Below are 24,863 nucleotides of genomic sequence, written 5' to 3' on the forward strand. Positions count from 1 at the left end.
GTAGGCCGGACGCGTCCTTGGCACGATGAACTCCTCCTTGCGGGACCCAGTGTCCCAAAGCGGAAGGTTGTCCATCAAACCGGGGCAACTTCAGACCGCCACCGATGCCGAATGAGCGCAAGCGCAAGCTGGGAAACCCCGGCAAGCGCGCGCTACCCGCATTGGCCGACGTTGCGGCGGTCTCCGCTGTCGGCGCCAACGCACCCTGCCACCTAGGAGCAGCTGGACGACGCTTCTGGGGCGCTGCCACAGCAAGCGCCTCATGGCTCGCCGACTCGGACGCTCCGACGCTTCTGCTGGCCGCTGAGCTGATCGATCGGCGCGCCGACTGGGTGGCGAAGCTGGCGGAAACCGGCCCGGTGCTCGTGACCGAAAAGGACTACGCCTACGCGAATCCGCTTGTCGGGATGCTCAGCACGCTTGAGAAGCAACTGTTCTCCTTGCTGGCGTCGCTCGGGTTCACGCCGGCTGACCGGACCCGTCTGGGGGTGGCCGAGGTCAAGGCGAAGAACGCGTTTGAGGAGATGCTGGCGCGTCGGCAGAGCCGGGAGTAGCCCCGGCTGACTGGCTGCCGGTGTGGGGCGCAGCGCTGCTGGTCGGCTGATGTCCCTGGCGCCGTCCGCTGTCCCTGTTCGGGGCGTGGGCGGCGCGTGTTCTCAACTCGACTTAGCGTGTGGCCACGCAGCACGAAGCCCCCGTACCGTCGTGCCCTGTTGGGCGTGGTCGGCGCGGGGGCTCTCTGCGTTTCGGGGGTGGTTCGGGCGTCACACGTCGCCGAACTCACCAGCCTTCACACCTGCGAGGAAGGCGGCGAAGCCTGCGAGGGAGAAGGCCAGGGCGGGGCCGTGGGGGTCCTTCGAGTCACGGACGGGGACTGCGCCCAGACGCCCAATTTCGCTCGGTGCCCACTCAACGCACTCCCCGCCACTCTGACTGTAGGACGACTTCACCCACCCGGCGCCGGTAAGGTCGATGCTCATTGAAGTCCCTTTCGGACAGTGCTGATCATGGCGAGCGAAGCCACCGTCGATAGCGACTCCACCTGTAGCTGATCGTAGTCTCTCTCCCACGCCGCACAGGTGGTTGAGCTCCGCTCCAAGTAGCCGCGCGAGTGGGTCTCGTTGTAGCCGACCAAGGACCGGTCTGGGAGTGTCAGCAGCACAACAGGGAAGGTGAAGGGCACCAGCTCGCCAAGGCTCAACGGTGCAACTTGGATGGTGATGTTCGGGCGCTCGGCCAACGTGGTCACGTGGTCCAGCTGCCGCCTCATCACCGAGGGTCCGCCAACGAGCCGGGTCACACAGCTCTCATCCATGACCGTGTGGATGATCGGCGGATTCGGGCGCTCAAGTACCCGGTGCTGCCGCGCGGCCAGAAAGGCAACACGCTCGTCCGCCTGGCCCTGGGTGATGCTGCCGCGTCGAACGGCTGCGGCTGCCAGGGCTGCCGCGTACTCGGGGGTCTGGAACAGTCCCGGGATCACGCTTGTCTGAAAGGACTGAAGCTTCCGGCAGCGGGCTTCGCAGTCGGCGAACTCCTCGAACCCCTCCAGTAGGGCGGCGCCGGTGATGCGTCGGAGCAACTCGACGAACAGCCCGCCTGTCTCGAACACTTCATCGGCTTTTAGTGCCAGCTTGGAAGTTGGAGTCTCCTTCCCTCGTTCGATCAAAGAGATCCACGTGTCTGAGTACCCCAGGAGCCCGCCAAGCTTCTCCTGCGTCCAGCCGCGCAGCCGTCGTAACCTGCGGAGTTCTGCACCGAAGCGCGCGACCGGGGATGACGTGGGGTCAGGTTCGGTCGTCAACGTGGCCATCGGAGATTTTTACCTGCCGATCTACTACGGGTTGGAGCACTGGTCTTTGGCCCTCTTGGTGTCGATCCTAGTTACGAACCCAGCACGGAGAGGAGCGGCGTCTATGCCCAGACCGACCCCCCAGCGGCCCCCCAGCAAGCGCGCCAGTGCGGCCCTGATCGCCGCCTGTGCCGCCGACTACCGGCAGAGCCAGGACGACGCCGCCCGCAAGCCTCCGGACCCGTTCAAGTTCGCGCCGCTGATGTGGGAGTACCACCAGCAGAACGGCACGGGGGTTCGTCGTGTCGGCGCCTGAGACCCTCCCGCGCTGCGCTGTGTGCCGGTCGTTCGACAAGATCGACCGCGTGTTTGAGGAGTCGCCCGAACTCCCAGACGCGACGGTCCTGCGGGATATCCGACTTCTCCGGTGGAAGCACCGACTCACCTGTGAGGCGGTGGCCCGTGTCTCTGCCTGAAGAGTCGCCGACGCGTGACGAAATCCTGCTCCACCGCCGACAGTCCGAAGAAGCGGCGGACGCCCTCGAAGAGGCGCTCAGAACCGCCCGCATGCCCGTCCCCCCGAGTCTGAGTGCGGCCTACGGGGTCATCGACGCGGGACACGGCGCCCGGCTGTTTCTGGGCACCCTGAGCCTGCACGGGGCGCAACGGTGGATTGAGGAACTCCACCTGCACGCCCGCGCATGCGGGTACGTGATGGACGACGAGTCGCGCAGCTTGACGGCCCAGGTGCTGGCCAGATTCCGGGCCCCCGCGATCTCCGGGGACGGCGTGCACGTGGTGCGCAAGGAGCTCGAATGAGTAGGCCGAAGCGCTTGTCCGCTAGCTGGACGCCCTTTCCCGGCGGCCCGGTGCCATACGACGACCAGCGCGACGAGGGCGACGCTGAAGAGGCCTCTGCGCCGTCTTTGGGGCCCGTTCCTGACTCGCCCACGATGGCTCGCCTGAGGCAGGACACCCGGAAGGCCAACGCCCGTTCGCGCTGGGGGATTTGATGCGCCCCTGGTGGTGGCCGCCGCATAGGCGACCACTCCGCCGGTACTACTCCAGCCGCCCGCCGAACAAGGGGCGGCACCCGTCCGCCCGCCGCTAGATAGGAGGCGGCGCGATGCCGTTTAACCCCAACCGCGCACAGTCCGGCATGTACGACTCGCACGGGGACGGGCACCCGCCCCGTGAGGCCTACCTGCCCGCCCACAGCGGGTACGAGAAGGCCCCGGAGACGGCCTACGGCACCTCGATCGGGAAAGCGGGCCCCGCAGCGCCGGAGAACCCGCAGACGGCCGCCTAGCGGCCCCACAGGCCCCCGCCCCGGCCACGTGGCGTGGCAACGAATCCGGCAGGGCGGGTCCCGCAAGTGCACGACGGCGCGCGGAAGTTCCTCGCGCCGGCAAGTCAGAGGAGGGATCGGCAATGAGCAAGCGTTCCGAGTTCGAGTTCGTCACCGTGGCGGCCTGCCAGAACACGGTGCGGAAGGCGTGCCCGCAGGTGGCGGTGAACGTCTCCGGCGTGGTCGCCGTGCGCGACAGCGAGCGGCCGGATGAGATCGTCACCATGAGCCCGGAGTCCTGGGCGGCGTTCACGGCCGCCGTGAGGGCCGGGGAGTTCGACCTGAGCGCGTAGGAGAGCCGTGGACTGTCCGCTGTGTGATCAGCCCATCGCGTTCGACCCGGAAGCCGGCGAAGGTTTCTGCTTCCGGTGCGACCAGTGGGTGACCGTCTACCCGGATCAACCGGACCCGTACCGGTACACGCCGAAGGGCCGTCCCTACCGGCCACGGAAACACCGGCCGAACGACGGGCACAGCGGCGGACAGTCCACACCCGCATGACCCAACCGGCCCCGGCCGTGCGTACCCCCGGCGCATGGGCGGGGCACCACTGTCCCCAGACATGCCGAACCCCCGGGTCCTCGCTTTGAGGGTGTCCCGGGGGCTCAACAACTTCTGCGCGTTCCCGTCCGCCAGGCTGCGGCTAGGCCGTAACCTTGGCGGAGGCGCGCCCGAGAGAGTCAGACGCGCTCACGTGCGCAGTTGCGTTCGTACTCAATTCAGGATCACCTCCTTTCAGTGTGGGCCCACCATAGGCAGGCCACTGTCGGGAGGGCAACGGATTATTCGCGGCCGTCGCTCAGGCGGTCTTGATCTGGTCCTTGAACTTCGAGAAGTCGATCGTGTTGTCGGCCGGCGGGGCCTGGACGGTCAGTGGCTTGTCGAAGTCGGTGAGGTTGATCGTGGTCTTGCCGTCCTTGGCCGAGTCCGTCTCGATCTGGACCGGGTAGGGCTTGCCCTCGGTGGCGATGTGGAGCGTCGACAGCTCGCCCGAGTCGTCGGTGACCTTGAGGCTGAAGGTCTTCAGGCCGTTGATGTTGCCCGGAGTGCCCTTCTCGGCCTTCTTGGTCTTGCCGTCGGCGATCTGCTTGCTGAAGTCGGTGAGGTTGCAGAAGCTGGTCATCATCTTCATCTTCGGGTCGCTGTCGAACCCGGTCAGGTAACGACCCTTGAAGAGCTCGGCGGCCTTGCCGCCGTCCTTGCCGCCGACGGCCGTCCAGAAGGCGCTGTCCCCCTTGATGTAGGAGGCCTTGCCGTCGTTGATGATCTCGATCTTGCCCATGCCCGGCAGGGACATGGTGCCCTTGCACTGGCCCTTGTTGTCCATGGCCAGGTCCATGTCCATGTTGCCGTCCTGGTCGGCAATGGTGCCGGACATCCTGAGGGCGGTGGTGGCGGCCAGCGCGTCCTTGGCCTGCTTCTCGATCTCCTGCGCGGTCAGCTTGTCGGTGTCCAGCGTCGGGACGGTCGGCGTCGGCGTCGGCGTCGGCGTAGCGGTCGGAGTCGCGGCGGCGGTGGTCGCGGCGGCGGTCGCGGGCGCGGCGGCCTTGTCCGCGGACTTGTCCTTGTTGTCGCCGCAGGCGGCGGTGCCCGCTCCGAGCAGAAGGCAGATCGCGGCGGTGCTGACCAGGCGCTTCGACAGCATGAGGTGGTTCCTGTCCCGGGGCACGGCCCTGCCGCCCCCAACTGGATGAATTTTTCCTCAGCAGTATGGGGGAGGCCTCGGACAGCAGATCTTGGATCCGGCCCCTGTTACAGGTTCGTGGCAGGAACGTGCTCTGCCCGTACCCGGGAACGCGAAAGGCCCGGAGGAAGAATCCTCCGGGCCTTTCTGCTACTGAGTAGCGGGGACAGGATTTGAACCTGCGACCTCTGGGTTATGAGCCCAGCGAGCTACCGAGCTGCTCCACCCCGCGTCGGTGAACACAACAATACGTGGAAGTCGCCGAGATGGGAAATCGGTTCTTCGGGCGCCTCCGCCGGTGGCGCCGAGCAGGGCTCTCAGGCCGCCCCGGCCACCCGCCGCCCGCGCCGCGAGCCATGCCGGGCCGCCCGGGATCTCGCCCAGGCCGCGAAGCAGACCAGCGCCGCGAAGCAGGGCACCATCAGCACCCCGTAGACCACCAGGAACCCGTCCGTCCCCAGGTCGGCCGCGGCGTTCCAGGCGCCGTGCAGCACCATCGCCAGCAGCAGCCCGGCCGGCGCGGCCAGCCGGGCCAGCCAGCGCCGCCCGGTGGTCAGGGCGACAGCCAGGCCGATCCCGGTGAGCGCGGTGAACAGTGGGTGGGCGAAGGGGGAGAGCAGGGCGCGCAGCACGAAGGTCTGCACGGTGCTGTCGAAGTCCCGCAGGCTGGGCCGGTCGCCCAGGCCGATGTTGTCCAGCCGGTTCCGCTGGTCGGTGGCGAAGGCCCGGCCCAGGTAGAGGACGTTCTCGACGAAGGCGAAGCCGCAGGCCGTCATCCCGCCGAGCACCACACCGGCGGCCAGGGTGCGCGGCCGGGAGCGGCGGTGCGGGGTGCCGCCGGCGAGCGGGGCCGGGCACAGGTACGGCAGCGGCCGCAGGTAGGGGCGCAGCCGCAGCCGGCCCCGGGCGTGCGGTCCGGCCGGGCGGCGCTCGTACGGGTGGGGGCGCCGAGACGCGGGCGACCGTTGCAGCAACGGTGCGCAGGGGCGCCCGGTGCGGCGGCCGTGGCAGCGCAGCCGTTGGCCGAGCGGCAGGAGCAGCACCACCAGGGCGGTGGCCTTGGCGCTCTCCTCGATCAGCGGGGTGGCGATCCCGGCGCCGAGCAGCTCACCGAGCCGGCCCGGATGCGCGGTCAGGTAGTCGGCGGTCCAGTTGTTGGCCAGGATCGCGACCGTGGTGGCCGCGCAGGCGCCCCAGCCGAGGCAGAACACGGTGTGCCGCAGCGGCACCCGGGCGGTGAGGTTGAGCCAGGCCAGGCCGCCGAGCACGAAGGGCAGCGGCACCATCGCCAGGCCCAGGCCGACCAGCAGCCCGACCGTGCCGGTCTGCCGCTGCACCAGGTGCAGGATCAGCACCCCGCAGCCGATCAGGATCAGCACGGCGGTCGCGGTGACCGAGGAGAGCGCCATCGAGCGGCCGCGACCCGGCGGCGGCGCGGACGCGCTCGTCACGGCGGGAGAGACAGGAGAGACGGAGCCGGCCGGCGGTAACGCGCCGCCCGGCCGGGGCAGCAGCCAGTGGGCCCGGCGCCCCCGGGGCCCCGGGATGGTCCGGGTGCCGCCGGTGCGCGGGGCCGTCCCCGGTACGTCGGCGGCGGCGCGGCCGGGCGTCCGGAACCCGCCGCCGGACGGGCTGCCCATGCGGCACAGGGTAGGCCACGGCGGCCGCCCGTCGGGAGGACTCGGGACGAACCGTCCGCCGGTCGCGCGACGGTCCACTCAGTCGGCCGCCGCCTGTTCGAACGGCGGCCGGGGGCTCAGCGGCGGCGGAACAGCAGGTCGTGGACCACGTGGCCCTTGGCGATCCCGGCGCGTTCGAACTTGGTGACGGGTCGCCAGGCCGGACGCGGTGCGTAGCCGGGGATGCTGCCGTCCGGGTGGTCCGCGGGCTCCAGCCAGCCGGTGCCGTCACCCTCCGGGTGCAGGTTCTCCAGCTCCGGCGAGGCGGCCAGCACGGTGAGCATCTGCTCCGCGTACGGCTCCCAGTCGGTCGCGCAGTGCACCAGGGCGCCGGGGGCGAGCCGGGGCAGCACGAGGTCGAGGAAGGACGGCTGGATCAGCCGGCGCTTGTGGTGCTTGGGCTTGGGCCACGGGTCGGCGAAGTAGACCCGCAGCCCGGCCAGCGAGGCGTCCGGCAGCATGTCGCGCAGCAGGATGACGGCGTCACCGGCGGCCAGCCGGACGTTCTGCGAACCGTCGCGCTCCAGCAGACCGAGCAGGTTGCCGTGGCCCGGGGTGTGCACGTCGGCGGCGAGGATGCCCGTCGACGGGTCGGCGGCGGCCATCGCGGCGGTGGTCTCGCCCATGCCGAAGCCGATCTCCAGGGTGACCGGCAGACCGCCGAACAACTCCCGCAGGTCCAGCGGACTGCCGTCGATCGGGATGCCGTACGCCTCCCAGCTGCGGTCCAGGGCGCCCGCCTGGGCGTTGGTCATCCGGCCCCGGCGCGGCTGGAAGCTGCGGATGCGCCGCTCGCGGTGCTGGGCCTCGGTGGCCTTGTGCGGGTACATCGGCGCGGGGTAGGCGGCCGGCGCGGCGGACATCCGGGCGGACGGCGATTGCTGGGGGATCGGGGCGGTGGCAGTCACAATCACCCGAGTCTACGGGGCCGTGCGGGGCACCCGTCGGGGTGTGTGACGGGGCTCATCCGGGCTGCGGCCGGGCGGCTCGTCCGCGGCTTCCAGCCGCCCGGTCCGGCCGGGAGCGGCTCAGCCGCCCGCCTCCAGCGCGGCCAGCGCCCGGCGGGCCACCTCGCGGCCGATCGGCAGCGAGGCCGTCGCGGCGGGGGAGGGGGCGTTCAGCACGTGGACGGTACGGCGCGGGGAGCGCGGGTCCTCCGGGTCGAAGCCGGCGAAGGCGAAGTCGTCCAGCAGCGAGCCGTCCCGGGCCACCGCCTGGGCCCGTACCCCGGCGGTGGTCGGCACCAGGTCGGCGCCGGTCACGGCGGGCAGCAGGCGCTGGACGGCGGTGGTGAACGCCCGCTTGGACAGCGAGCGGTGCAGCTCGCCGACCTCGTAGCGCCAGTGCCGGCGCAGGATCCGCCAGGTGCCGGGGAAGGCGAGGGTGTCGGCCAGGTCGCGCGGGTGGACGGTGCGCCAGTCGTAGCCCTCGCGGGCCAGCGCGGGCACCGCGTTCGGGCCGACGTGGACGTCCCCGTGGACGCCCCGGGTGAGGTGCACACCGAGGAAGGGGAAGGCCGGGTCGGGTACCGGGTAGACCAGGCCGCGCACCAAGTCCCGCCGCTTCTCGGTCAGTTCGTAGTACTCGCCGCGGAACGGCACGATCCGCACGCCGGGGTCGTCCCCGGCCAGCCGGGCGATCCGGTCGCTGTGCAGCCCGGCGCAGTTCACCAGTACCCGGGCGCGCAGCTCCCCGGCGGCGGTGCCGACCGTCACGCCGTCCCTCCGCCTGGCCACCGTCCGCACCTCGGTGCCGGGCCGCAGCTCGGCGCCCGCCTCCCGGGCCAGCCGGGCGTACGTCGTCGCGACGGCCGGGAAGTCGCAGATGCCGGTCGTCCCGACGTGCAGTCCGGCCAGGCCGCTGACCTCCGGTTCGTGCCGGGCGATCCCGGCCCGGTCCAGCTCGGTCACCGGGATGCCGTTCGCCCGCCCCCGCTCGGCCAGCGCGGACAGCCGGGGCAGCTCGGCGGCGTCGGTGGCCACGATCAGCTTGCCGGTCACCTCGTACGGGATGCCGTGCTCGCGGCAGAACGCCACCAGCTCGGCGGCGCCCGCGACGGCGAACCGGGCCTTGTACGAACCGGGGCGGTAGTAGACGCCGCTGTGGATCACCCCGCTGTTGCGCCCGGTCTGATGGGCCGCGAAGCCGGGCTCCTTCTCCAGTACGGCGATCCGCAGACCGGGGTCGGCCAGGGTCAGCGCATGGGCCGTGGCCAGCCCGACGATCCCGCCACCCACGACCACGACATCGAACTCGCCCGCCACTTCGCGCTCCTGTCTGCCGTCCGGCCCCCGTCTGCCGCCGATGCTGCCACGGGGACGGGTGGGGGTCGAGAGTGCGTCGTGCCGTCGGGCGGAGCCGCTTCCCCGCACGCCGGTCGGCCCGTGAAGGCTCCGCCGCGCGGCTGCTTGGTCCCCCCGCCCGTTCACGTGCTGGCACGCCGGGGTGGGCGGCAGTGTGTCGCCGCCCACCCCGGGTGTGGCGGAGCCTCCCCCCCGGTGGCTCTGCCGCTGCGACGGTGGCCCTGCCGGGCCCGCCGCCGCAGCGTGCGGTCGGTCTCCCCGCCGGCCGCGGTGCGGCGCGCCGGGTCCCCCGACCCCGCGCGCCGCCGCTTCCCCCCTCTTCTCGTCCGGCCGCGGTGTGCCGCGCTCGGTCCCCCGACCTCGCGCGTCACACCGTCCCCCCGGCCGTGCCTCGGCGTGCCGCGCCGGCCCCCGGCCCCGCGCGTCACCGCCGTCCCCCGTCGGCTACGCCTCCCAGGGCCACCCGGCGTTCGTCCCCGCCTCCAGCAGCGGGATCAGCCGGAAGGCCGCGTCGCTCAGGCCGCCGAAGGTGTGCCGGTTGGCGCCGCCGCTGGGGCCGTGGCCCTGGGCGTAGCCCGCCAGGTTCCAGGTGTAGACCGGGACGTCGGCCGGGATCGCGGAGAGCGGATCGCTGCCCCGGTAGCCGAAGCCGGTCTGCTCGTCGGTGATGACGACCACCCGGTCGTGGCCCCGGTAGTGGCTGCGGACGGCCTGGGCGGTGTTGGTGCCGCCGAGGCTGCTGAAACGATCCAGCACGCGCAGGACCGCCTCGCCGCGGCCGACCTCGATCACCCGGCTGGTGGTGCCGAACTCGACCAGGTCGGCCTCGGCCGCCCGGACCTTCAGCGCGGTGCCGAAGATCGCCGCCGAGTCCGCCCGGTTGAGCTGGGTCTGGGCGCTGGGCCGGTCGAACATCGAGCCGGAGCGGTCGACCAGGATCAGCGTGCGACCGGGCAGCTCGGGCACGTTGGCGAGCGAGTGGCCGAGTGCCGTCTCCAGCGCGTGCCCCCACCGCAGCGAGGGCGCGTGCCGGTGGGCGGCCAGGTAGCGGAACGGGAACTGGCGCGAGCGCCGCACCTCGCCCGGATCGGAGATCCGCCGGGCCACCCCGGCCGCGACCGCGTCCGACACCCCGGCCTTGTCGAAGTTGCGCAGGTTCCGCACCAGCGCCATCGGGCCCATGGAGGGGATGATCGCCTCCCAGGCCGCGGCGTCCAGCGGGCCCTGCAGCCAACCGGCCAGCGCCTCCCAGGTCAGCCCGGCGGCGGCCAGCCGCTCGGCGCCGTCCTCGGCGGTCACGGTCGCCCGGCGCTCCTCGACCGGCAGCGCGAGCAGCTCGCGGTTGGCGGTCAGCAGCGGGACAACCGCGGGCGGGAGAGCCTCCTCCGGCCGGTGCCGGCGGTCCAGCGCGTAGCCGAACAGTGCGCCCTGCCAGGGCTTGTCCGGGTCCGGCGTCGGGTGGGTCAACTCCAGGACGTCGCCGAAGCGGTACCCCTTGGCCGCGGTGTCGTACTTGAGCAGCGAGCGTGCGTCGTACAGCCGCCGCACCGCGTCCGCGACGCCGCGCTTGAGCGGCTTGGGCAGCGCCCGGCCGTAGCGCGAGGTCCAGTACGCGAGCAGCTCGCCGGGCTCGTCGGCGCGCCGCAGCACGGCGTCGACGGCCTGCCGGGAGTGGCCGTGGGCGCCCGCGTCCAACCGGGCCCGGGTGAACTCGGCGGCGCCGACCAGCGCGGCGGTGCGCATCTGCGCCCCGTACCGCAGCCAGCGCAGCAGCCCGAGGGTCCACTCCGGGTCGGCGACGGCGAGTTCGCGCACCAGCGCGGTGTAGCGGTCGTCGCGGGCGCCGCCGCGCTCGTAGAAGGTGTCCTGGCCGACCATGTTGGCGATCGACAGGAGGAAGAGATCGGACTTGCGGTCCCGGACGTAGCTGACGCCGCCCTCGTGGGTGCGTCCGCGCTGCCCGGTCGTGGTCACCGGCGAGCTCGGACCCGCCTTGGCCTTACGGATGTTGAACCTGGACATGCAACAGCCCCCCTCGGTCTGTCGGTGGTGTCGACGGGAGGGAGGCATGATGCGGTGAGGGGTGCCCGAGATCATGTCAGCCGTTGGACGGCCGACGTCGGCGGAGGTATATGCCTTGTGCTCTACCGAATTGAGCTAGCGGCCGCACTCACGCACGGCACGCCCGGGACTTGAACCCGGAACCGCAAGATCCGAAGTAACCCCCGCCTGCGCACCGGGCACTCCGAAGCGCGATGCCTCCCGAGATCAGGTTGGCGGCGGTGTTTCGCGGGCTCGAACCGCTGCACCGGAATACCGGCGCCTACCAGAAGTAACCGCTGCCGTCGCACCGGGAGGTGCGGAATTCTATTCACGTATAGGTGTCCAGAGTTCGAGGTCGGCTGAGGTGACATTTAGCTGCTCTACCAACTGAGCTACACCGGCCCGAAGCCGATGACGGGACTCGAACCCGCGACCCGCCCATTAACAGTGGAAGTAACCTCTGCCTGCGCACCTGGACGAGAGAGACCTTAGCGAGGCCTCTCCCGCAGGTGCATCTGATTTACCGCCGACTTCGCGCCGCTCACGCCGGAGCGACGATCACCGCCCGCGCCCGCTCCGTCAACTCCCGCACCCGGCGTTCACCCTGGAAGGGCTCCAGTCGACGCAGCATCTCCACCACGTACTCCCGGCTGCGCTGCGAGGAGATCCGGCCGGCCACCTCGACGGCGCGCTCGCCGGCGGCGACCGCGGCGTCCAGGTTGCCCGCCTCCGCCTCGGCCATCGCCGAGACCACCAGCCGCAGGCCGTGCGAGCGGACGAAGCCCTCGGTGGGCTTGGCCAGCGCCTCGCGGGTGAACTGCCGGACCTTGGAGGGCACGCCGAGGTCGCGGAAGCACTCGGCGGCGTCGGCGGCGAGCCGGTCGTAGGCGTAGAAGTCGATCCACGCCGGATCGGGGTCCCCGGCGCGCGCTCGTTCGAGTGCGCTCTCCGCGGCGCCGAGCGCCGTCGCACACGCCGCCGCATTGCGGGCCTTGGCCTGGGCCCTTGCCTCCACCAGGTGGAAGAAGCTCATGGTCCGGGCGGTGGCCAGGCCCCGGTTGCGCTCCAGCGCGGCCTGGGAGAGGTCGACGGCCTCCTCGGCGAAGCCCCGGTAGCCGGCCTGCAGGCTCATCGAGGCGAGCACGTACCCGCCGAGCGGCACGTCGGCGGCGGCCCGGGCGAGTCGCAGGGCCTGGATGTAGTAGCGCTGTGCGGCCTCGTGCTGCCCGGTGTCGAAGGCCATCCACCCGGCCAGCCTGGTCAGTTCGGCCGTCGCGCCGAACAGCGCCCGGCCGACCGCGTCGCTGTACGAGGCCAGCAGCAGCGGCGCCGCCTCCACCCGCAGGCACTCCGGCACCATCGACGAACGCCAGTCCCCGCCACCGTACTTGGAGTCCCAGCGGCGGGCCTCCTGGGCGGCCTCGCGGAGCTTGGCGGCGTCCGACTGGCCGACCCGGTAGGAGGAGCTCTCGCTCGGCGAGCGCGGCACCTCCCGCGCCACCGAGCCGTCCGCCGGGTTGATCAGCCAGCGGGAGACGGGCGTCGCGTACGCGGCGACCGAGAAGGTGCCGGTCAGGCTGTCGCTCCAGCGGCCCCCGCCGGGCCCCCGGCGCAGGTCGAGGTCGACCCGGAACAGGTCGGTGGCGGAGCGGACCGCGTCGGCGACGTCGCGCGGGAAGGCCAGGCCGAGTTCGGGCGCCGGGTCGGTGTCGCCCAGGCCGATCTCCTCCAGTGGGACGGGCCGGCCGAGCTTGCCGCCGATCGCGGTGGCGATCAGGTGCGGGACCGGCCCCTGCGGGACCATGCCCTTGCTGACCCAGCGGGCCACCGAGGTCTTGTCGTAGCGCAGCGTCAGCCCGCGTTGCGCGCCCAGGTCGTTGACCCTGCGGGCGAGTCCGGCGTTGCTGATCTGGGCGAGGGTCAGGAGCGTGCCGAGCCGTTCGTTCGGTCCTCGTGGGCTGACGGTCATGGTGGCGGCGGCACCTCCTGCGGCCTTGTGCGCGGGGCCCGGGCGGCACCGGGCCGTAGCTGCTGTACCTAGAGTAGTCGGACGCGTTCCGACGGTTAAGAGGCTGCATTCCGGATGGCGGGATCGTGCACCCGGCGGCGCCACGCCGGGCCCTCGCGGAGGTTGGTCCGGACCACCCGGAGCGGATCGGACGCGCTGCGCGCCGGAGCGCCGTGCTCCGGTCCCGTGTTCACGTGCGCCCGGCCGTGCCCCCTGGCCCGACCGGCTGCGCGGCGATTCGCTGGTGGTCGTGGGTCGGCCCGCCGTCGAGGACCCGGCGGGCCGGGGGATACCGCCGCCTCAATCCCCGCGGGCGGCGGCTGAGTCCGGGAGGGCATGCGGATGCCCTCCCGGACCGGGCGACGCCTTTCGGCCATCTCGCGATGCCCATGCCAAAGGCGCCCCGGGCGGTCCGGGCCGGGGAGGGGGAGGCCCGGCCCGCTCGAATCCACTCCGCCGGAACGTTCGTTCAGGTCTTCTCCGCACACCTCGCCGAAGTCGCCGCCGAAGGCGTTGCCGAAGCCCGAGTCGCGGCCTGCGTCGAACTCCGTGTCGAACTCCGCGTCGAAGCCCGCCCCGGAGCGCGCGCCGCAACGGAAACGGAACCGACAACACCGGCTCAGGCGGCGCCCGGTGGTGGCACGATGTCTCCAGACGGCGCGCCGGACCCGAGGGCACGCCCGGACGCGCGTGTCGGCCGCCACGGCACCTCACCCGGCCGCCCGCCCGGCGCCGGACGCGCCGCGCGAGTGCAGGTCCTCGTCCGGTGGAGGCGCGATGCGGTGGCTGACGGGCTGGAGCACGGGCGCGCCCCGAGCGGGCACGCCCGCGCACGAGGTCCTCGCCACGGTGGCGCCGATCGCCGCGCGCCCCCTGTGGACCGGCCCCAACCCGCTCTGGGCCGTGGGCGACTGGCGGCCCGAGGAGATCCGGCTGGTCTCCCTCCGCCCCGGCGCCCCCGTCGCGGTCAGCACCGGCCCGAACGCCCCCGACCCCGGCGAGGACACCCCCGCCACCAGCCGGCTCGCCGTCCTCGGCCACTGCGGCGCCACCGACGCCGAACTCGCCGCCGGCCTGGCCGCCGCCCGCGGCGGCGCCGTCCGCCACCTGACCGCCTGGCCCGGCAGCTACACCGTCGTGCTGCGGGCCGGCACCAGCTCCACCCTGCTGCTCACCGACCTGGCCGGCGCCCAGCCCGTCTTCCACACCCCCTGGGCCGGCGGCACCGCGTACGCCACCGCCGCGCTCCCCCTCGCCGACCTGGTCGGCGCCCCGCTGGACACCGGCCACCTCGCCGCCCGCCTCGCCTGCCCGGAATCGCCCGAGGCGCTCGGTACCGGCACGCCGTACCTGGGTGTCCAGCGGGTGCCGCCCGGCCATGTGCTCGCCATCCGCGGCGGCCGCCCGTACCTCGACGCGTACGACGAACCGCCCGGCGCCGAGCAGCCGCGCGACGAGGCGCCCGCCATCCGCGAACTCACCCGCGCCCTGCTGGAATCCGTCCGCTCCCGGGTCCGCACCACCGCGCCGGCCGCCGAGGCCGCCGGGCGCGCCCGGCTCGGCGTCGACCTCTCGTACGGCACCGCCTCCGCCACCGTCGCCCTGCTCGCCGCCGCCGTACCGCTCCCGCCGGTGCCGTCCACGGCCGCCGCCCCATTGGTGGCCGCCGTGGCCGGGACCTCCGGGGCCAGGATCGGCGGGGCCAGGACCGGCGCGGTGAAGGGCTCCTGGGCCCGGGCCGCCGCGCAGGAACCCTCCGCCCCCGAGCAGTTGGCCGCCGTCACGCTCGGCGAGACCGAACCGCCCGCCACCCTCGCGCTGGCCCCCGACACCCCGAGGCTGCGGCACACGGTCCTCGACCCCGGCCCCGACACCCTCCCGTACGCCGGGCTGCGCGCCGACCCGCAGTCCGGCCGGCTCACCGACGAGCCCGGCCCCGAACTCATCGGTGCCGCCCGCGCGGCGGCCCGCTTCGACGCGGGCGGCACCGACCACCTCACCGGCTACGGCGCCCGCCAGGTGCTCGACGGCCACCCGGCCCGGCTCGCCGACCTGATCCGGGCCGGCCGGCCCCGCGAACTCCTGCCCCCGGTCGCCGCGCTGGCCGGCGCCGACCGGGCCGCCGCGGGCGTGCTGGCCGGCGCGCTGCGCACCCCGCTCACCGTGGTCCGGGCCGCCCACCGACTCTCCCGGGTCCGCTACGCCGAGGCGTTGGACGAGGCGGCCGCCAAGCTGGCCGCCCGCCACGTCCCGGACGGCGGCGGCACGGCGGGCGACCGTTCGGCCGTCGACCTCGCCTGGTGCGTGCCCGGCCCGGCCGCCCGCTGGCTCTCCGACGAGGCGCTCTCCTCGGTGGCCCTGCGGCTCCGCCTGGCGGCGCGCAAACCAGCGCCCGAAGAACACCCCGGCGCGCACCGTGCCCGGCACGCCCTCTACCGGCAGGCACGTTCCTACCGCACGCTCGTGCATGCCGCCGAACAGCCCGGCCAGCGGCTGCACGCGCCCTTCCTCGACAACCAGGTGGTCCGCGCCGCCCGGCTGCTCCCCGACGACGTCCGCCTCCAACCCGGCGCCCGGCACGCCCTCCTGCACGCCGTCCTCACCGGCGCCGGCCGCACCGACCTGCCCCCCGACTGGGGCCGCGGCCCCCGTCCCGACCGCACCGCCCCCGCCCGGGCGGGCCTGCGCCTCGCCGCCGACGGCCTCGCCGAACTCTTCGACGCCCCGCTCCTCGCCGAAGCGGGCCTCATCGACCTCCCCGCCGTGCGCGCCGGCCTCGCCCGCTCCGCCACCACCCTCTCCGCGGCCGCCCTCGCCGGCCTCGCCGACCTCGTCTCCACCGAACTCTGGCTCCGCCGCCTCCGCGCCCGCCGCCACGGCGCCTGCTGGACCGGCCTCCCCCACCCCCAGCCTCCAGCCCTCACCTCCTGACCCGCGGCAACCCGGGCCGAGGGCTGGTTCGGCCGGGGCCCCTCTTCGGCGGGGCCCGCGCCCGCCGGCCGCCTCCCGGGCCCCGTCCCGTCTCCCGGACCCCGCCGGCCACCTCCCGGACCCCGCCCCGGCGCGCGGGCGCCGCAGCGCGCACGGTGCCACCGGGGCACCCCGCCCAGTCCGGCGCGGCTGTCCCCGCCCGCCGCGCGGGGCAGGTGATGATGGCGGGGCTTTGAGTCCACGGTGAGGGGAGTGTGCGGTGGCCGGTGTGCGCCCGGGGCAGGACGTTCCCGTTGTGCTGTCGGTGCTCGGGCGCCCGCCGACGGGGCGGCCGCCCGGGGTGTTGGCGGCGTGCGACGGGTCGGACGGGTCGCTGTGGGCGCTGGACCGGGCGATGACGGAGGCGGAGCTGTTCGGGCTGCCGCTGTACGTGCTGGCCGTGGTGAACCCGGCACCGGCCGGGTACCCGCCGGGGATGGCGGAGCTGGTGCAGGAGAGCGTGGAGACGCTGGTCGAGAGCATGGCGGACGGGCTGCGCCGGGCGGTGGACACCGTGCTGCGGCAGCGGGGGCGACCGTTCACGGGGGAGCTGTCGCTGCACGTGGTGCTGGGCAATGTGATCGAGGTGCTGTTGGAGGCGTCGACCCGGCAGCACACGCTGGTGCTCGGCACCCGGGGCAACGGCGGGTTCGCCCGGCTGCTGCTCGGCTCGGTGAGTTCGGCGGCGGTGCACCACGCGGCCTGCCCGGTGCTGGTGGTCCCGGCGCCCGTGGAGGCCTGACCAGCGGGAACGACCCCGGGTGCCGGGAATGTACCGAGATGGTTCATCGTTCATCCATCTTGTACGCCCGACTCAAGACGTCCTCTGGAGCCCCCTGAAATGAAGGTCGAGATCTGGTCCGACATCGCCTGCCCCTGGTGCTACATCGGTAAGCGCCGTTTCGAGCAGGCCCTGGCGGACTTCCCGGGCAAGGAGGCCGTCGAGGTCGTCTACCGCCCGTACCAGCTGGTCCCGGACGCGCCGGAGACGGCGAGCCCGCACCGCGCCTGGCTGGCCGAGCGGTACGGCCCGCAGTCGGTGGCGATGGACGCGCGGGTGGCCGAGCTGGGCCTCGCCGAGGGCATCACGTACGACTTCGACGCCGCCCTGCACGCCAACACCTTCCTGGGCCACCGCCTGCTGCACCTCGCCGAGACCGAGTACGGCGCGGAGGCCCAGGGCCGGCTGAAGGAGGCCCTGCTGAAGGCGCACTTCACCGACGGCGTGGACGTCGGCGACCGCGCCGCGCTGACGGACGTCGCCGTGGCGGCGGGCCTGGACCGCGAGCGGGTGGCCGCCTACCTGGCGGGCGACGAGGGCTCCGCCGAGGTCACCGCCCAGCTGGCCGAGGCCCGTGAGCTGGGCATCACCGCCGTGCCGACCTTCGTGTTCGAGGGCAAGTGGGCGGTCCAGGGCGGCCAGGAGGCCGAGACCTTCCGCAAGGTGCTGGAGCAGGTCGCCGCCGAGATCGGCGAGCACCGCCCCGCCCCGGTGCAGGTCGCCCCGGCCGGGGAGGCCTGCGCGGACGGCTCCTGCGCGATCTGAGCGATCAGAGCGGTCAGAGCGGTCAGAGCGATCAGAGCGTTCTCAGGGATCCGAGCGATCCGGGAAGGACGCCCCCCGAGGCCCGTTCCCGGAGCTGTCAGATGCTCCCGGAACGGGCCTCGGCCCGTGCCAGGGGTGTCAGGAGCACCTGAAGCGGGCCTCGGCCCAGTCCGCGAGGTTCAGCGCCGACCAGATCCCGTGCGCCGGCGTGACCACCAGCTTGATCGACTTCTGCCCGGCCAGCGGCACGTGCACCGGCACCGGGTCGTCCCCGGCGGTGAGCACGCGGGAGCTCCACAGGGTGCGGCCGTCGCCGCCCTGGACGGAGAACACCACCCCGCCCGGGGTGAGTGTGGCGTCGTCCACCCCGGCGACGGCGTCGAAGGACGTGCAGCCGCGGTTGAGGTCGATCAGCGTGGTCGCCGGGGCGTGCACGGTGATGGCGTGCGGCAGGTACTCGCCGCCGATCCACGCGCCGTCGCGCTGCCAGAACTTGTCGCTGCCCTTCTGCCGGATGCTCGGCCCCTCCGGCGGCACCCGGTTGCCGCCCGGTTTGACCACGGGCAGCGAGTCGCCCCAGAAGTCGGTGAGCGCGGGCGGCGAGGGCGGGGTCACGGTCACGGTCACGGTCGGGGTCGGCACCGGCGGCAGGGTCGGCGTCGGGACGACCGGCACCTCCGGCGTCGGCACCGGCGGCAGGGTCGGCGTCGGGACGACCGGTGCCGGGACGGTCGGCTCGGGGACCGGCGCGCTGCCGGCCGCGGGCGGCTGGCTCTTCGGCGCCGGGGTGACCGTCGGGGCCTGGCTCTGCCGGGGCGACGGTGTCGGCTTCGGGCTGGCGCCGGGGCTCGGCGGCGCCGGTTGCTCCGGGGCCGGGGCGGCACTGCTGGGCGCCGGTGCCGGGGTCGAGGCGGGTGCCGCGGGCGCGGGCAGTTCCGGGGTGGGGGCGGCCGGCGCGGGGGCGGCCGGCGCCGAGGTGGCCGGGGGAGCGGCCGCCGCGGGTCTCGGTTCGGGCGAGCCGGTCAGCGCGTACGCGGCGACGGCGGCCGCGGCCACCGCCACGGCGGCGGCGATCCCGGCCTTGGCCGCGGTGCCCAGGCCTTCGCCGGCCGCGGCACCCACCGCACTCCCTCCGGAAGCACCGGAGGCGCCGGAAGCACCCGCGGCACCCGCGGCGCCGGCCGCACCCGCCGTCGCACCGCCCGACGATCCGGCGGAGGCCGCCGCCGTGCCGGCCGCCGCCGTGCCGGCCGCCGCCGCACCGCCGACCGCGGCGGCACCGCCCACGGCGGCCGCGGCGGCGCTGAACCCGCCGACCCCGACCCAGACCAGCACGCCGCCGGGCAGCAGCGCGCGCAGGCCGGTGTTGATCTCGGTCAGTTCCAGGCAGGCCGCCGTGCAGCGGTCGCACTCCCTGAGGTGGCGCCCGACCTCCGCCGAGGCCCGCTTGCGCAGCGAGCCGCGCGCGTACGCCCCGAGCCGGTTGGCGTACGCCTCGCAGGTGCTGTGCTGGCTGCCGGAGACGTGCGCCTGCAGGAAGCCGGCGGCCAGCCGGTCGCGGGCCCGGTGGGCCTGGACGGCGGTGGCGTTGGCGGTCTTGCCGAGCATCACCGCGACGGTCTTCGGCGACTCCCGCTCGACCTCGGTGTGCCAGAGCACCATCCGGTCGTCCTCGGGGAGTTCGGCGTAGGCCTGCATGACCATGCGCTGGTCGGCCATCGCCATCGCCCAGGCGTCGGCGCCCGGGTCGGCCAGGTCGAGGTCGACCACGGCGGCCGAGCTCTGGGCGAACACACTGAAGTCGTCGACGAGTTGTTCACGTCGTTCGCTGCGGGTCCAGGCGGCGGCGACGTTGCGCACGGCCGTCAGCAGGTAGGCGCGGACGGCGAACTCCGGGCCTTTGCCGGCCTTGAGCGCCTGCAGGGTGCGGGCGAAGACCTCGCCCGCGAGGTCTTCGGCGGTGAAGCTGTCCCGGCAGCAGGTCCGCGCGTAGCGACGCACCGAGTCGACGTGCCGGCGGTAGATCTCCTCGTACGCGGTGTCGTCGCCGGCCCGTACCCGGGCGGTCAACTCGGCGTCGGAGGGTGGGCGCTCGCCGTCCACCGGGTCGGCGGGGGCGGGCACGGTCGGACGGGCCGGGCGGCCGTCGCCGACGAACGCCTCGGGGGCGACGCCGCCCAGGCCCGCCGGGGCCTGGCCGGGCACCCGGCCGGGCGGCAGCGCGGCGGCCGAGGCGGAGAAGGACTCGCGGCTGGGCATCCCGGCCTGGTCGGGGACGTGCCCGGCGCCCGAACCCGCTGCGGGGCCCGGCACTTGGGTGGGGCCGGCGCCACCGGGGCCCGCGGCGGACCCTTCGGCGGTACTACCGGAGAGGCCCCCGAAGTCGAGGCCGTACCCGTAGTCGTTCTGTTCCTCGGCGCTCACAACGGACCCCAGATTCCACGACAGCCCCCGTAGTGTGGCAGGGCAGACGGGAGTGCGTAGGCGCACGGTTCCCCGGCGTGCGGCGCCGACGGCGCGCGAAGGGCGCGCATCGGGACATTGGCTCCAACCACGGGCAAAGGATGGCATAGCGCAGGGAAGGGCGGTAGCGGGACCGGCCGGTACCCACTCTTCCGAGGGGCCGTCGAGGGGGTGTTCGCCCAGCGTGCGGCATCGGGTCGCACGACGCCCGCACCCGGCGCGCGTGCCCTGTCCGCGCGCCGGTGTGCTGCCCAACTCCCGTACCCGTCGGGCGCGTCGACCGTGCCCGGTCCGACGCGTCCACCGTGCCACCGTCCATCGGGGTCGGGCCGAGAGGGGTGTCAGTGAGCCCGCAGCCCGTCCAGCAGGATCTGCAACAGCCGGTCCGACGGCCCGGAGGCCGGCTGACCGTCCGTCTGCGGAGCAACCGCCGCGAAGCCGGCCGCCGTCGGCGCCGAGACCGAGGGACGCGCCGCGTGCACCGGTACCGAGGCCGTCAGCACCAGCACCACGTCCGACACCGTGACGCCCGGCCGCAGTTCACCCGCCGCACCGGCCCGCGCCACCAGGGCGGCCAGCAGTTGCAGCAGCAGCCGGGGATCGGCGTCCGCCGCCGATGGCTCGACCGCCGCACCGGAGCGCGCCTCCTCGCCGCGCAGGTCGAAGCGGACGGCAGCCGGCACCTCCGACACCCGCTGCTCGGGCACCCGGCCCAGCTCCTCCGCGTACCGGAACGCCTCCGGCGGCAGCAGCCGCCCGGCCCCGGTGCTCACCGCCCGGGCCAGGTACCCGGCCAGCGCCTCCCAGGCGCCGTCGCCGCCGTACAGCGACTCCCGGGCCTGCGCGGTCAGCCAGGCCACCTCCTCGGCGGCGATCCGCTGGACCAGCACCTCCTTGCTCGGGAAGCGCCGGTAGACCGTGCCGACCCCGACCCCGGCCCGGCGCGCCACCTCCTCCATCGGCGCGCCGTAGCCGAACTCGCCGAACACCTCCCGGGCCGCCCGCAACACGCTCTCCAGGTTCCGCCGGGCGTCCACCCGCAGCCGGGCCCCGGGCACCGGCGCGGCGGCCGGCTGCGGCTCCGCCCGGTACGGGACGGCCGCGTACGACACCCCGCCCGGAGGCGGCAGGTCCACCGGGCCGCGCTGTTCCGGCACCGTGCCCTGTCCGGTGTGCGGTACACCCGGCCGGCCCAATACCTGCTCCTGTTCCATCATCCCAACTCTCCCCCGCAGGCGTCCGAATCCGGACCCTGTCGTCGCCCGCCCCTGCACCCCCCGGTGCAGCTCAGCCCGTCAGAAATGACCCGATGAACCATCGTTCGTGCCGCCCGTCCCGTTCCGGTGACCACGGTCGTGCCGCCGGGCCGCCCTCACGTCCGGCCCGGCGCGTCGGCACCGTCCGGGGCCCTGTCCGGGAACTAACCTTCCCCGGATGACTGTCCCCCAGTCGGGTTCTCACGCCAACGCTGGAACTGGCCGTAGTGGCCGCTCCACGGTGCGTCGCCGCCGATTGTCATGGCGACGGCCGCCCCGGCACACAATCCGACCATAGTTCACGGCTCTTCGCGGCCGAAAGTGCGTCAGAAAGTCGCCCGCCAAGCACAACCGGCCACGACCGTCACTTCCGTGGCAACCCGCCCCGTACGGACTGTGGACAAGACCACCCCGGCCGGTCCTTCATAGGGGGGCGTGATGGGGGACGCCCCCGGCTGCGTGGCCGGGGCGAAACGTCACATCGGCAGGAGGTGCACCATCAGGATCCTGATCGCCGGCGGCGGCTGCGCAGGAACGGCCACCGCACTCCACCTCCAGCGCGGCCTGCGGGAACGGCTGCGACGCGGCGAGGTCGAGATCACCGTCGTCGAGCCCCAGGCCTACTTCACGTACCACCCGCTGCTGGCCGAGGTCGCGGCCGGCTCGATCGACCCGCGGCACGTCGTCGTCCCGCTGCGCCGGGCCCTACCGGACTGCCGGGTGCTCACCGCCCGGATCACCCGGATCGAACACGCCGCCCGCCGCGCCCTGGCCGACGCCGCGGGCCCCGGCGAGACCCCCGCGCCGATCGAACTCCCCTACGACGTCCTGGTGGTGGCCCCCGGCTCGGTCTCCCGGACCGCCCCCGTACCCGGGCTGGCCGAGCACGGGCTCGGCTTCTCCACCGTCGGCGAGGCGGTCGGCCTGCGCAACCACGTGCTGGAACAGCTCGACCTCGCCTCCGCCACCCGCGACCCGGCGCTGCGCCAGTCCGCGCTCACCTTCGTCTTCGTCGGCGCCGGCTACGCGGGCGTCGGCGCGCTCGCCGAGCTGGAGGACATGGCCCGCGCCGCCGTACGGGACTACCACAACATCCGCGCCGAGGACCTGCGCTGGGTGCTGGTCGAGGCGACCGACCGGATCCTCGCCGAGGAGTCGCCCGAACTCGCCGAGCACACCCTCGGCCAGCTGCGCGAACGCGGCGTCGACATCCGGCTGCGCACCACCCTGGAGTCCGCCGTCGGCCAGGTCGCCGCGCTCTCCGACGGCAGCCGCTTCGGCGCCCGCACCCTGGTCTGGACAGCAGGCATCCGGCCTTCGCCGATGCTGCGTGACACCGACCTGCCGCTGGACACCCTCGGCCGGGTCCGCTGCCTGGCCACCCTGCAGGCCGTCGGCCCGGACGGGCGCGCCCTGCCCGGCGTCTGGGCGGCCGGGGACTGCGCCGCCGTACCCGACCCCGACGCGGACGGCGCCCCCTGCGCGCCCAACGCCCAGCACGCCTTCGCCCAGGCCGAGTTGCTCGCCCGCAACATCGCGGTGGCCCTGGACGGCGGACCGCACGCACCGGGCCTCGCCGAGTACTGGCCGGGCCCCGCCGCCTGCTCGACCTCGCTGGGCCCGGGCCGGGCCGTCGCCCACACCCGGCGCGGCGGCCGGCTCACCGGACGGCGGGCCTGGTGGCTGCACCGGGCCCGGCACCTGCGCCGGCTGCCGAGCACCGAGCGCCGGGTGCGGGTGCTGATGGACTGGGTGCTGGGCGGGGTGTTCTCCCGAGAGGTGGTCTCCCTCGGCGCGATGGAGTACCCGCGTTCGGCCTTCGAGGAGGGTTTCGACTCCGGGCCCGGCCGACCGCCCGGCGCAGGGCCGGAAGCGCCCCGATGAACCGCCCCGCTGCCCCGATGAACCGTCCCGCTGCCTCGATGAGCCGGGTTCCTGCCCCGACGGGTGATTTCGCGGCCCCGGTGCGACGACTGATCCGACGGCCACGCCGGGCGCGCGACTTCCGGAACCGGCCCTCCGCCTGACAGGATCAGCCCGACCTTGTCATTACCCCGTGTGCTGACGTGCGCACAAAAAGTGATGATATGCCTGGAAAACGAGGAAGCGGCCGTCGTTTGAACCTCATGCGCTGGAGCGCCCGGCTCACCGGAGCCCCCTGGCGTGCCGCCCCACCCAACGGGGCCGGCACCGACGAGGGCATGCCCTCCACCGACGGCATCGTCGTGCCCAGCCCCCGCGACCCGACCAGCCCCGCCACCACGGCCGAACTCCTCGACCCGCACAAACCCCAGAACCTGCGCGAGGTCCTCAACCGGATCCCCGCCCCGGTCGCCGTCACCTACGGCCCGCTCCACCAGCTCGGCTACGCCAACCGCGCCTACCGTGAACTCTTCGGCGACCGCCCCACCGGCCTTCCCGCCGGCGAGGCCCTCCCCGAACTCGGCACCATGGGCGTCCTGCCCCTGATGGACCAGGTCATCCGCGGCGGCCGTCCCCGCAGCGTCAAGTCCCGCTGCATTCTCGGCCTCACCGGCAACCGCTACTACAACGTCTCCTGCGTCCCGCTCGGCCCAGGCGACACCGGCGACACCCCCACCGAGGGCCCGCCCGCCGGAGTCCTCATCTTCGCCGCCGAGGTCACCGACCAGGTCCTCGCCGCCGCCCGCCTGCGCGAAGCCGAACGCCGCCAGCGCGAGGCCGCCGTCACCCTCCAGCGCAGCCTGCTGCCGCAGAAGCTCGACCAGCCGGCGGACCTGCGAGTCGCCGCCACCTACCAACCGGGCGGCGCCGAGGCCGCCGTCGGCGGCGACTGGTACGACGTCATCGCCATCGACGGCGGCCGCACCGCCCTCGTCATCGGTGACGTCATGGGCCGCGGCCTGCGGGCGGCCGCCGTGATGGGCCAGCTGCGCACCGCCGTCCGCGCCTACGCCCGCCTCGACCTGCCCCCGCACGAGGTGATGCGCCTGCTCGACGGCCTCGCCATGGAGATCGACGCCAACCAGATCGCCACCTGCACCTACGCCGTCTGGGACCCACAGCGCCGCACCCTCTCCTACGCCTCGGCCGGCCACCTCCCGATGCTGCTGCGCTGCCCGGACGGAACCATCCTGCGCAGCGAGGAACAGAACGGCCCCCCGCTCGGCACCGGCGACGGCCTGCACGTCTCCCACACCCTCCGCCTGCTGCCCGGCACGACCGGCGTCCTCTATACGGACGGCCTGGTCGAGCGCCGGGACGAGGACATCGACCAGGGCCTCGACCTGCTGGCCCGCACCCTCACGGGTGCGATCGGCGCCCCCGAGGTGATCTGCGCCCGTCTTCTCCGGGCGATGGGTGTGACCTCGGAGCACGACGACGACGTCGCCGTCCTGGCCTTCCACCTGCCGGCGGAGGAGGACGCTGAGAATCCGGTTGCGGAGCTTGACTCGGCCACTCCCGAGGTCTAGTGTTCTTCGAGCTGCCTGGCAGGGAGCACCGGACACGCATCCGCGCGGACGGTCCCGAGGTGGCCAATCCTCTGAAACACCTTTCCGGTTCGTGCCGGTCGTTTTCGCGTTCTCGCGGTGCGGCTCGGTGCTCATTCGGCGTGCGCGTTTTATCGGATTGCGGTCGATTCGCTTTTCGGAGCGGGGATCGGCTAGAGTTTGAAACGTCGGACGGGGCGTCAAACCCCGGAAGACACCGGCGAGTTGGATGAACGAAGCCCCGGAAACGGAGCGGAAAACATCTGATAAGCTGGAAACACGAAAGAACGAAGCGCCCGGA

At 73.7% G+C, this 24,863-nt stretch carries 19 protein-coding genes, 1 tRNA gene and 1 pseudogene; 10 read left to right on the forward strand and 11 right to left on the reverse strand.

All coding sequences use genetic code 11. The annotated features are described in order from the left end of the window. The first annotated feature begins 104 nt into the window (after positions 1-104). Positions 105-554 (forward strand): phage terminase small subunit P27 family, encoded by a 450-nt coding sequence (locus ACGF12_RS34320; RefSeq protein WP_393039096.1) that lies wholly within the window; start codon positions 105-107, stop codon positions 552-554. A gap of 210 nt (positions 555-764) precedes the next feature. On the opposite strand, the gene ACGF12_RS34325 is transcribed toward ACGF12_RS34320, so the two are convergent. Continuing rightward, entirely contained in the window at positions 765-980 is a 216-nt protein-coding gene (locus ACGF12_RS34325) for a DUF397 domain-containing protein (RefSeq protein WP_393039099.1), read from the reverse strand. After that, positions 977-1,813, reverse strand: coding sequence for a Scr1 family TA system antitoxin-like transcriptional regulator (locus ACGF12_RS34330; RefSeq protein WP_393039101.1), 837 nt, complete (start codon positions 1,811-1,813; stop codon positions 977-979). Before ACGF12_RS34330 ends, ACGF12_RS34325 begins: the two co-directional genes overlap by 4 nt. Positions 1,814-1,916: 103 nt before the next feature. On the opposite strand from ACGF12_RS34330, the gene ACGF12_RS34335 reads away from it, so the two are divergent. The 4 genes from ACGF12_RS34335 to ACGF12_RS34350 all read left to right on the forward strand — a co-directional run bounded on the left by ACGF12_RS34335 (position 1,917) and on the right by ACGF12_RS34350 (position 3,433). Then, positions 1,917-2,108: a hypothetical protein gene (locus ACGF12_RS34335; protein ID WP_393039104.1), complete on the forward strand. Its 192-nt coding sequence runs from the start codon at positions 1,917-1,919 to the stop codon at positions 2,106-2,108. Positions 2,109-2,359: 251 nt separating this feature from the next. Beyond that, complete coding sequence (locus ACGF12_RS34340; protein ID WP_393039106.1) at positions 2,360-2,611, forward strand: hypothetical protein; 252 nt, start codon at positions 2,360-2,362, stop codon at positions 2,609-2,611. A gap of 307 nt (positions 2,612-2,918) precedes the next feature. Then, entirely contained in the window at positions 2,919-3,101 is a 183-nt protein-coding gene (locus tag ACGF12_RS34345) for a hypothetical protein (protein WP_393039109.1), read from the forward strand. A 122-nt stretch (positions 3,102-3,223) separates the two neighbouring features. Further along, a complete protein-coding gene (locus tag ACGF12_RS34350; RefSeq protein WP_393039112.1) occupies positions 3,224-3,433 on the forward strand; it encodes a DUF397 domain-containing protein in 210 nt (69 codons plus the stop codon). 506 nt (positions 3,434-3,939) lie between these two features. Here the strand turns inward: ACGF12_RS34350 and ACGF12_RS34355 are convergent. From ACGF12_RS34355 to ACGF12_RS34385, 7 genes are all read right to left on the reverse strand, one after another. Beyond that, on the reverse strand, positions 3,940-4,785 hold the full coding sequence (locus ACGF12_RS34355) for a hypothetical protein (protein WP_393039115.1): 846 nt from the start codon (positions 4,783-4,785) through the stop codon (positions 3,940-3,942). A gap of 197 nt (positions 4,786-4,982) precedes the next feature. Beyond that, positions 4,983-5,056 (reverse strand) — tRNA-Met (locus ACGF12_RS34360). 85 nt (positions 5,057-5,141) lie between these two features. Continuing rightward, positions 5,142-6,464 (reverse strand): PrsW family intramembrane metalloprotease, encoded by a 1,323-nt coding sequence (locus ACGF12_RS34365; protein ID WP_393039118.1) that lies wholly within the window; start codon positions 6,462-6,464, stop codon positions 5,142-5,144. Positions 6,465-6,580: 116 nt separating this feature from the next. Further along, positions 6,581-7,366 (reverse strand): tRNA (guanosine(46)-N7)-methyltransferase TrmB, encoded by a 786-nt coding sequence (trmB, locus tag ACGF12_RS34370; RefSeq protein WP_393039142.1) that lies wholly within the window; start codon positions 7,364-7,366, stop codon positions 6,581-6,583. A 165-nt stretch (positions 7,367-7,531) separates the two neighbouring features. Beyond that, positions 7,532-8,767 carry an L-2-hydroxyglutarate oxidase gene (gene lhgO, locus ACGF12_RS34375; RefSeq protein WP_387618870.1) on the reverse strand — a complete coding sequence of 412 codons (1,236 nt, stop codon included), beginning with the start codon at positions 8,765-8,767 and terminating at the stop codon, positions 7,532-7,534. Positions 8,768-9,250: 483 nt separating this feature from the next. Then, positions 9,251-10,828 (reverse strand): TROVE domain-containing protein, encoded by a 1,578-nt coding sequence (locus ACGF12_RS34380; protein ID WP_393039121.1) that lies wholly within the window; start codon positions 10,826-10,828, stop codon positions 9,251-9,253. A 562-nt stretch (positions 10,829-11,390) separates the two neighbouring features. Next, complete coding sequence (locus ACGF12_RS34385; RefSeq protein ID WP_387630986.1) at positions 11,391-12,818, reverse strand: MFS transporter; 1,428 nt, start codon at positions 12,816-12,818, stop codon at positions 11,391-11,393. A gap of 816 nt (positions 12,819-13,634) precedes the next feature. On the opposite strand from ACGF12_RS34385, the gene ACGF12_RS34390 reads away from it, so the two are divergent. The 3 genes from ACGF12_RS34390 (at position 13,635) to ACGF12_RS34400 (ending at position 17,373) form a co-directional block, all read left to right on the forward strand. Beyond that, on the forward strand, positions 13,635-15,788 hold the full coding sequence (locus tag ACGF12_RS34390; RefSeq protein ID WP_393039124.1) for an asparagine synthase-related protein: 2,154 nt from the start codon (positions 13,635-13,637) through the stop codon (positions 15,786-15,788). A gap of 259 nt (positions 15,789-16,047) precedes the next feature. Further along, positions 16,048-16,569, forward strand: a complete 522-nt coding sequence (locus ACGF12_RS34395) for a universal stress protein (RefSeq protein ID WP_393039127.1) — start codon at positions 16,048-16,050, stop codon at positions 16,567-16,569. A 99-nt stretch (positions 16,570-16,668) separates the two neighbouring features. Then, a complete protein-coding gene (locus ACGF12_RS34400) occupies positions 16,669-17,373 on the forward strand; it encodes a DsbA family oxidoreductase (RefSeq protein ID WP_393039130.1) in 705 nt (234 codons plus the stop codon). A 138-nt stretch (positions 17,374-17,511) separates the two neighbouring features. Here ACGF12_RS34400 and ACGF12_RS34405 read toward each other — a convergent pair whose 3' ends face one another. Beyond that, positions 17,512-19,797 carry a sigma-70 family RNA polymerase sigma factor gene (locus ACGF12_RS34405; protein WP_393039133.1) on the reverse strand — a complete coding sequence of 762 codons (2,286 nt, stop codon included), beginning with the start codon at positions 19,795-19,797 and terminating at the stop codon, positions 17,512-17,514. Positions 19,798-20,177: 380 nt separating this feature from the next. Beyond that, a complete protein-coding gene (locus tag ACGF12_RS34410; RefSeq protein WP_393039136.1) occupies positions 20,178-21,053 on the reverse strand; it encodes a TetR/AcrR family transcriptional regulator in 876 nt (291 codons plus the stop codon). 477 nt (positions 21,054-21,530) lie between these two features. On the opposite strand from ACGF12_RS34410, the gene ACGF12_RS34415 reads away from it, so the two are divergent. Together ACGF12_RS34415 and ACGF12_RS34420 are read left to right on the forward strand one after the other, a co-directional pair. Continuing rightward, on the forward strand, positions 21,531-22,976 hold the full coding sequence (locus ACGF12_RS34415; protein WP_393039139.1) for an NAD(P)/FAD-dependent oxidoreductase: 1,446 nt from the start codon (positions 21,531-21,533) through the stop codon (positions 22,974-22,976). Positions 22,977-23,209: 233 nt separating this feature from the next. Then, positions 23,210-24,502, forward strand: a pseudogene (locus ACGF12_RS34420) (SpoIIE family protein phosphatase); the annotation flags it as partial. Between the last annotated feature and the right edge of the window lie 361 nt (positions 24,503-24,863).

It is taken from the genome of Kitasatospora sp. NPDC048296, from assembly GCF_043201815.1.
Taxonomy (GTDB): domain Bacteria; phylum Actinomycetota; class Actinomycetes; order Streptomycetales; family Streptomycetaceae; genus Kitasatospora.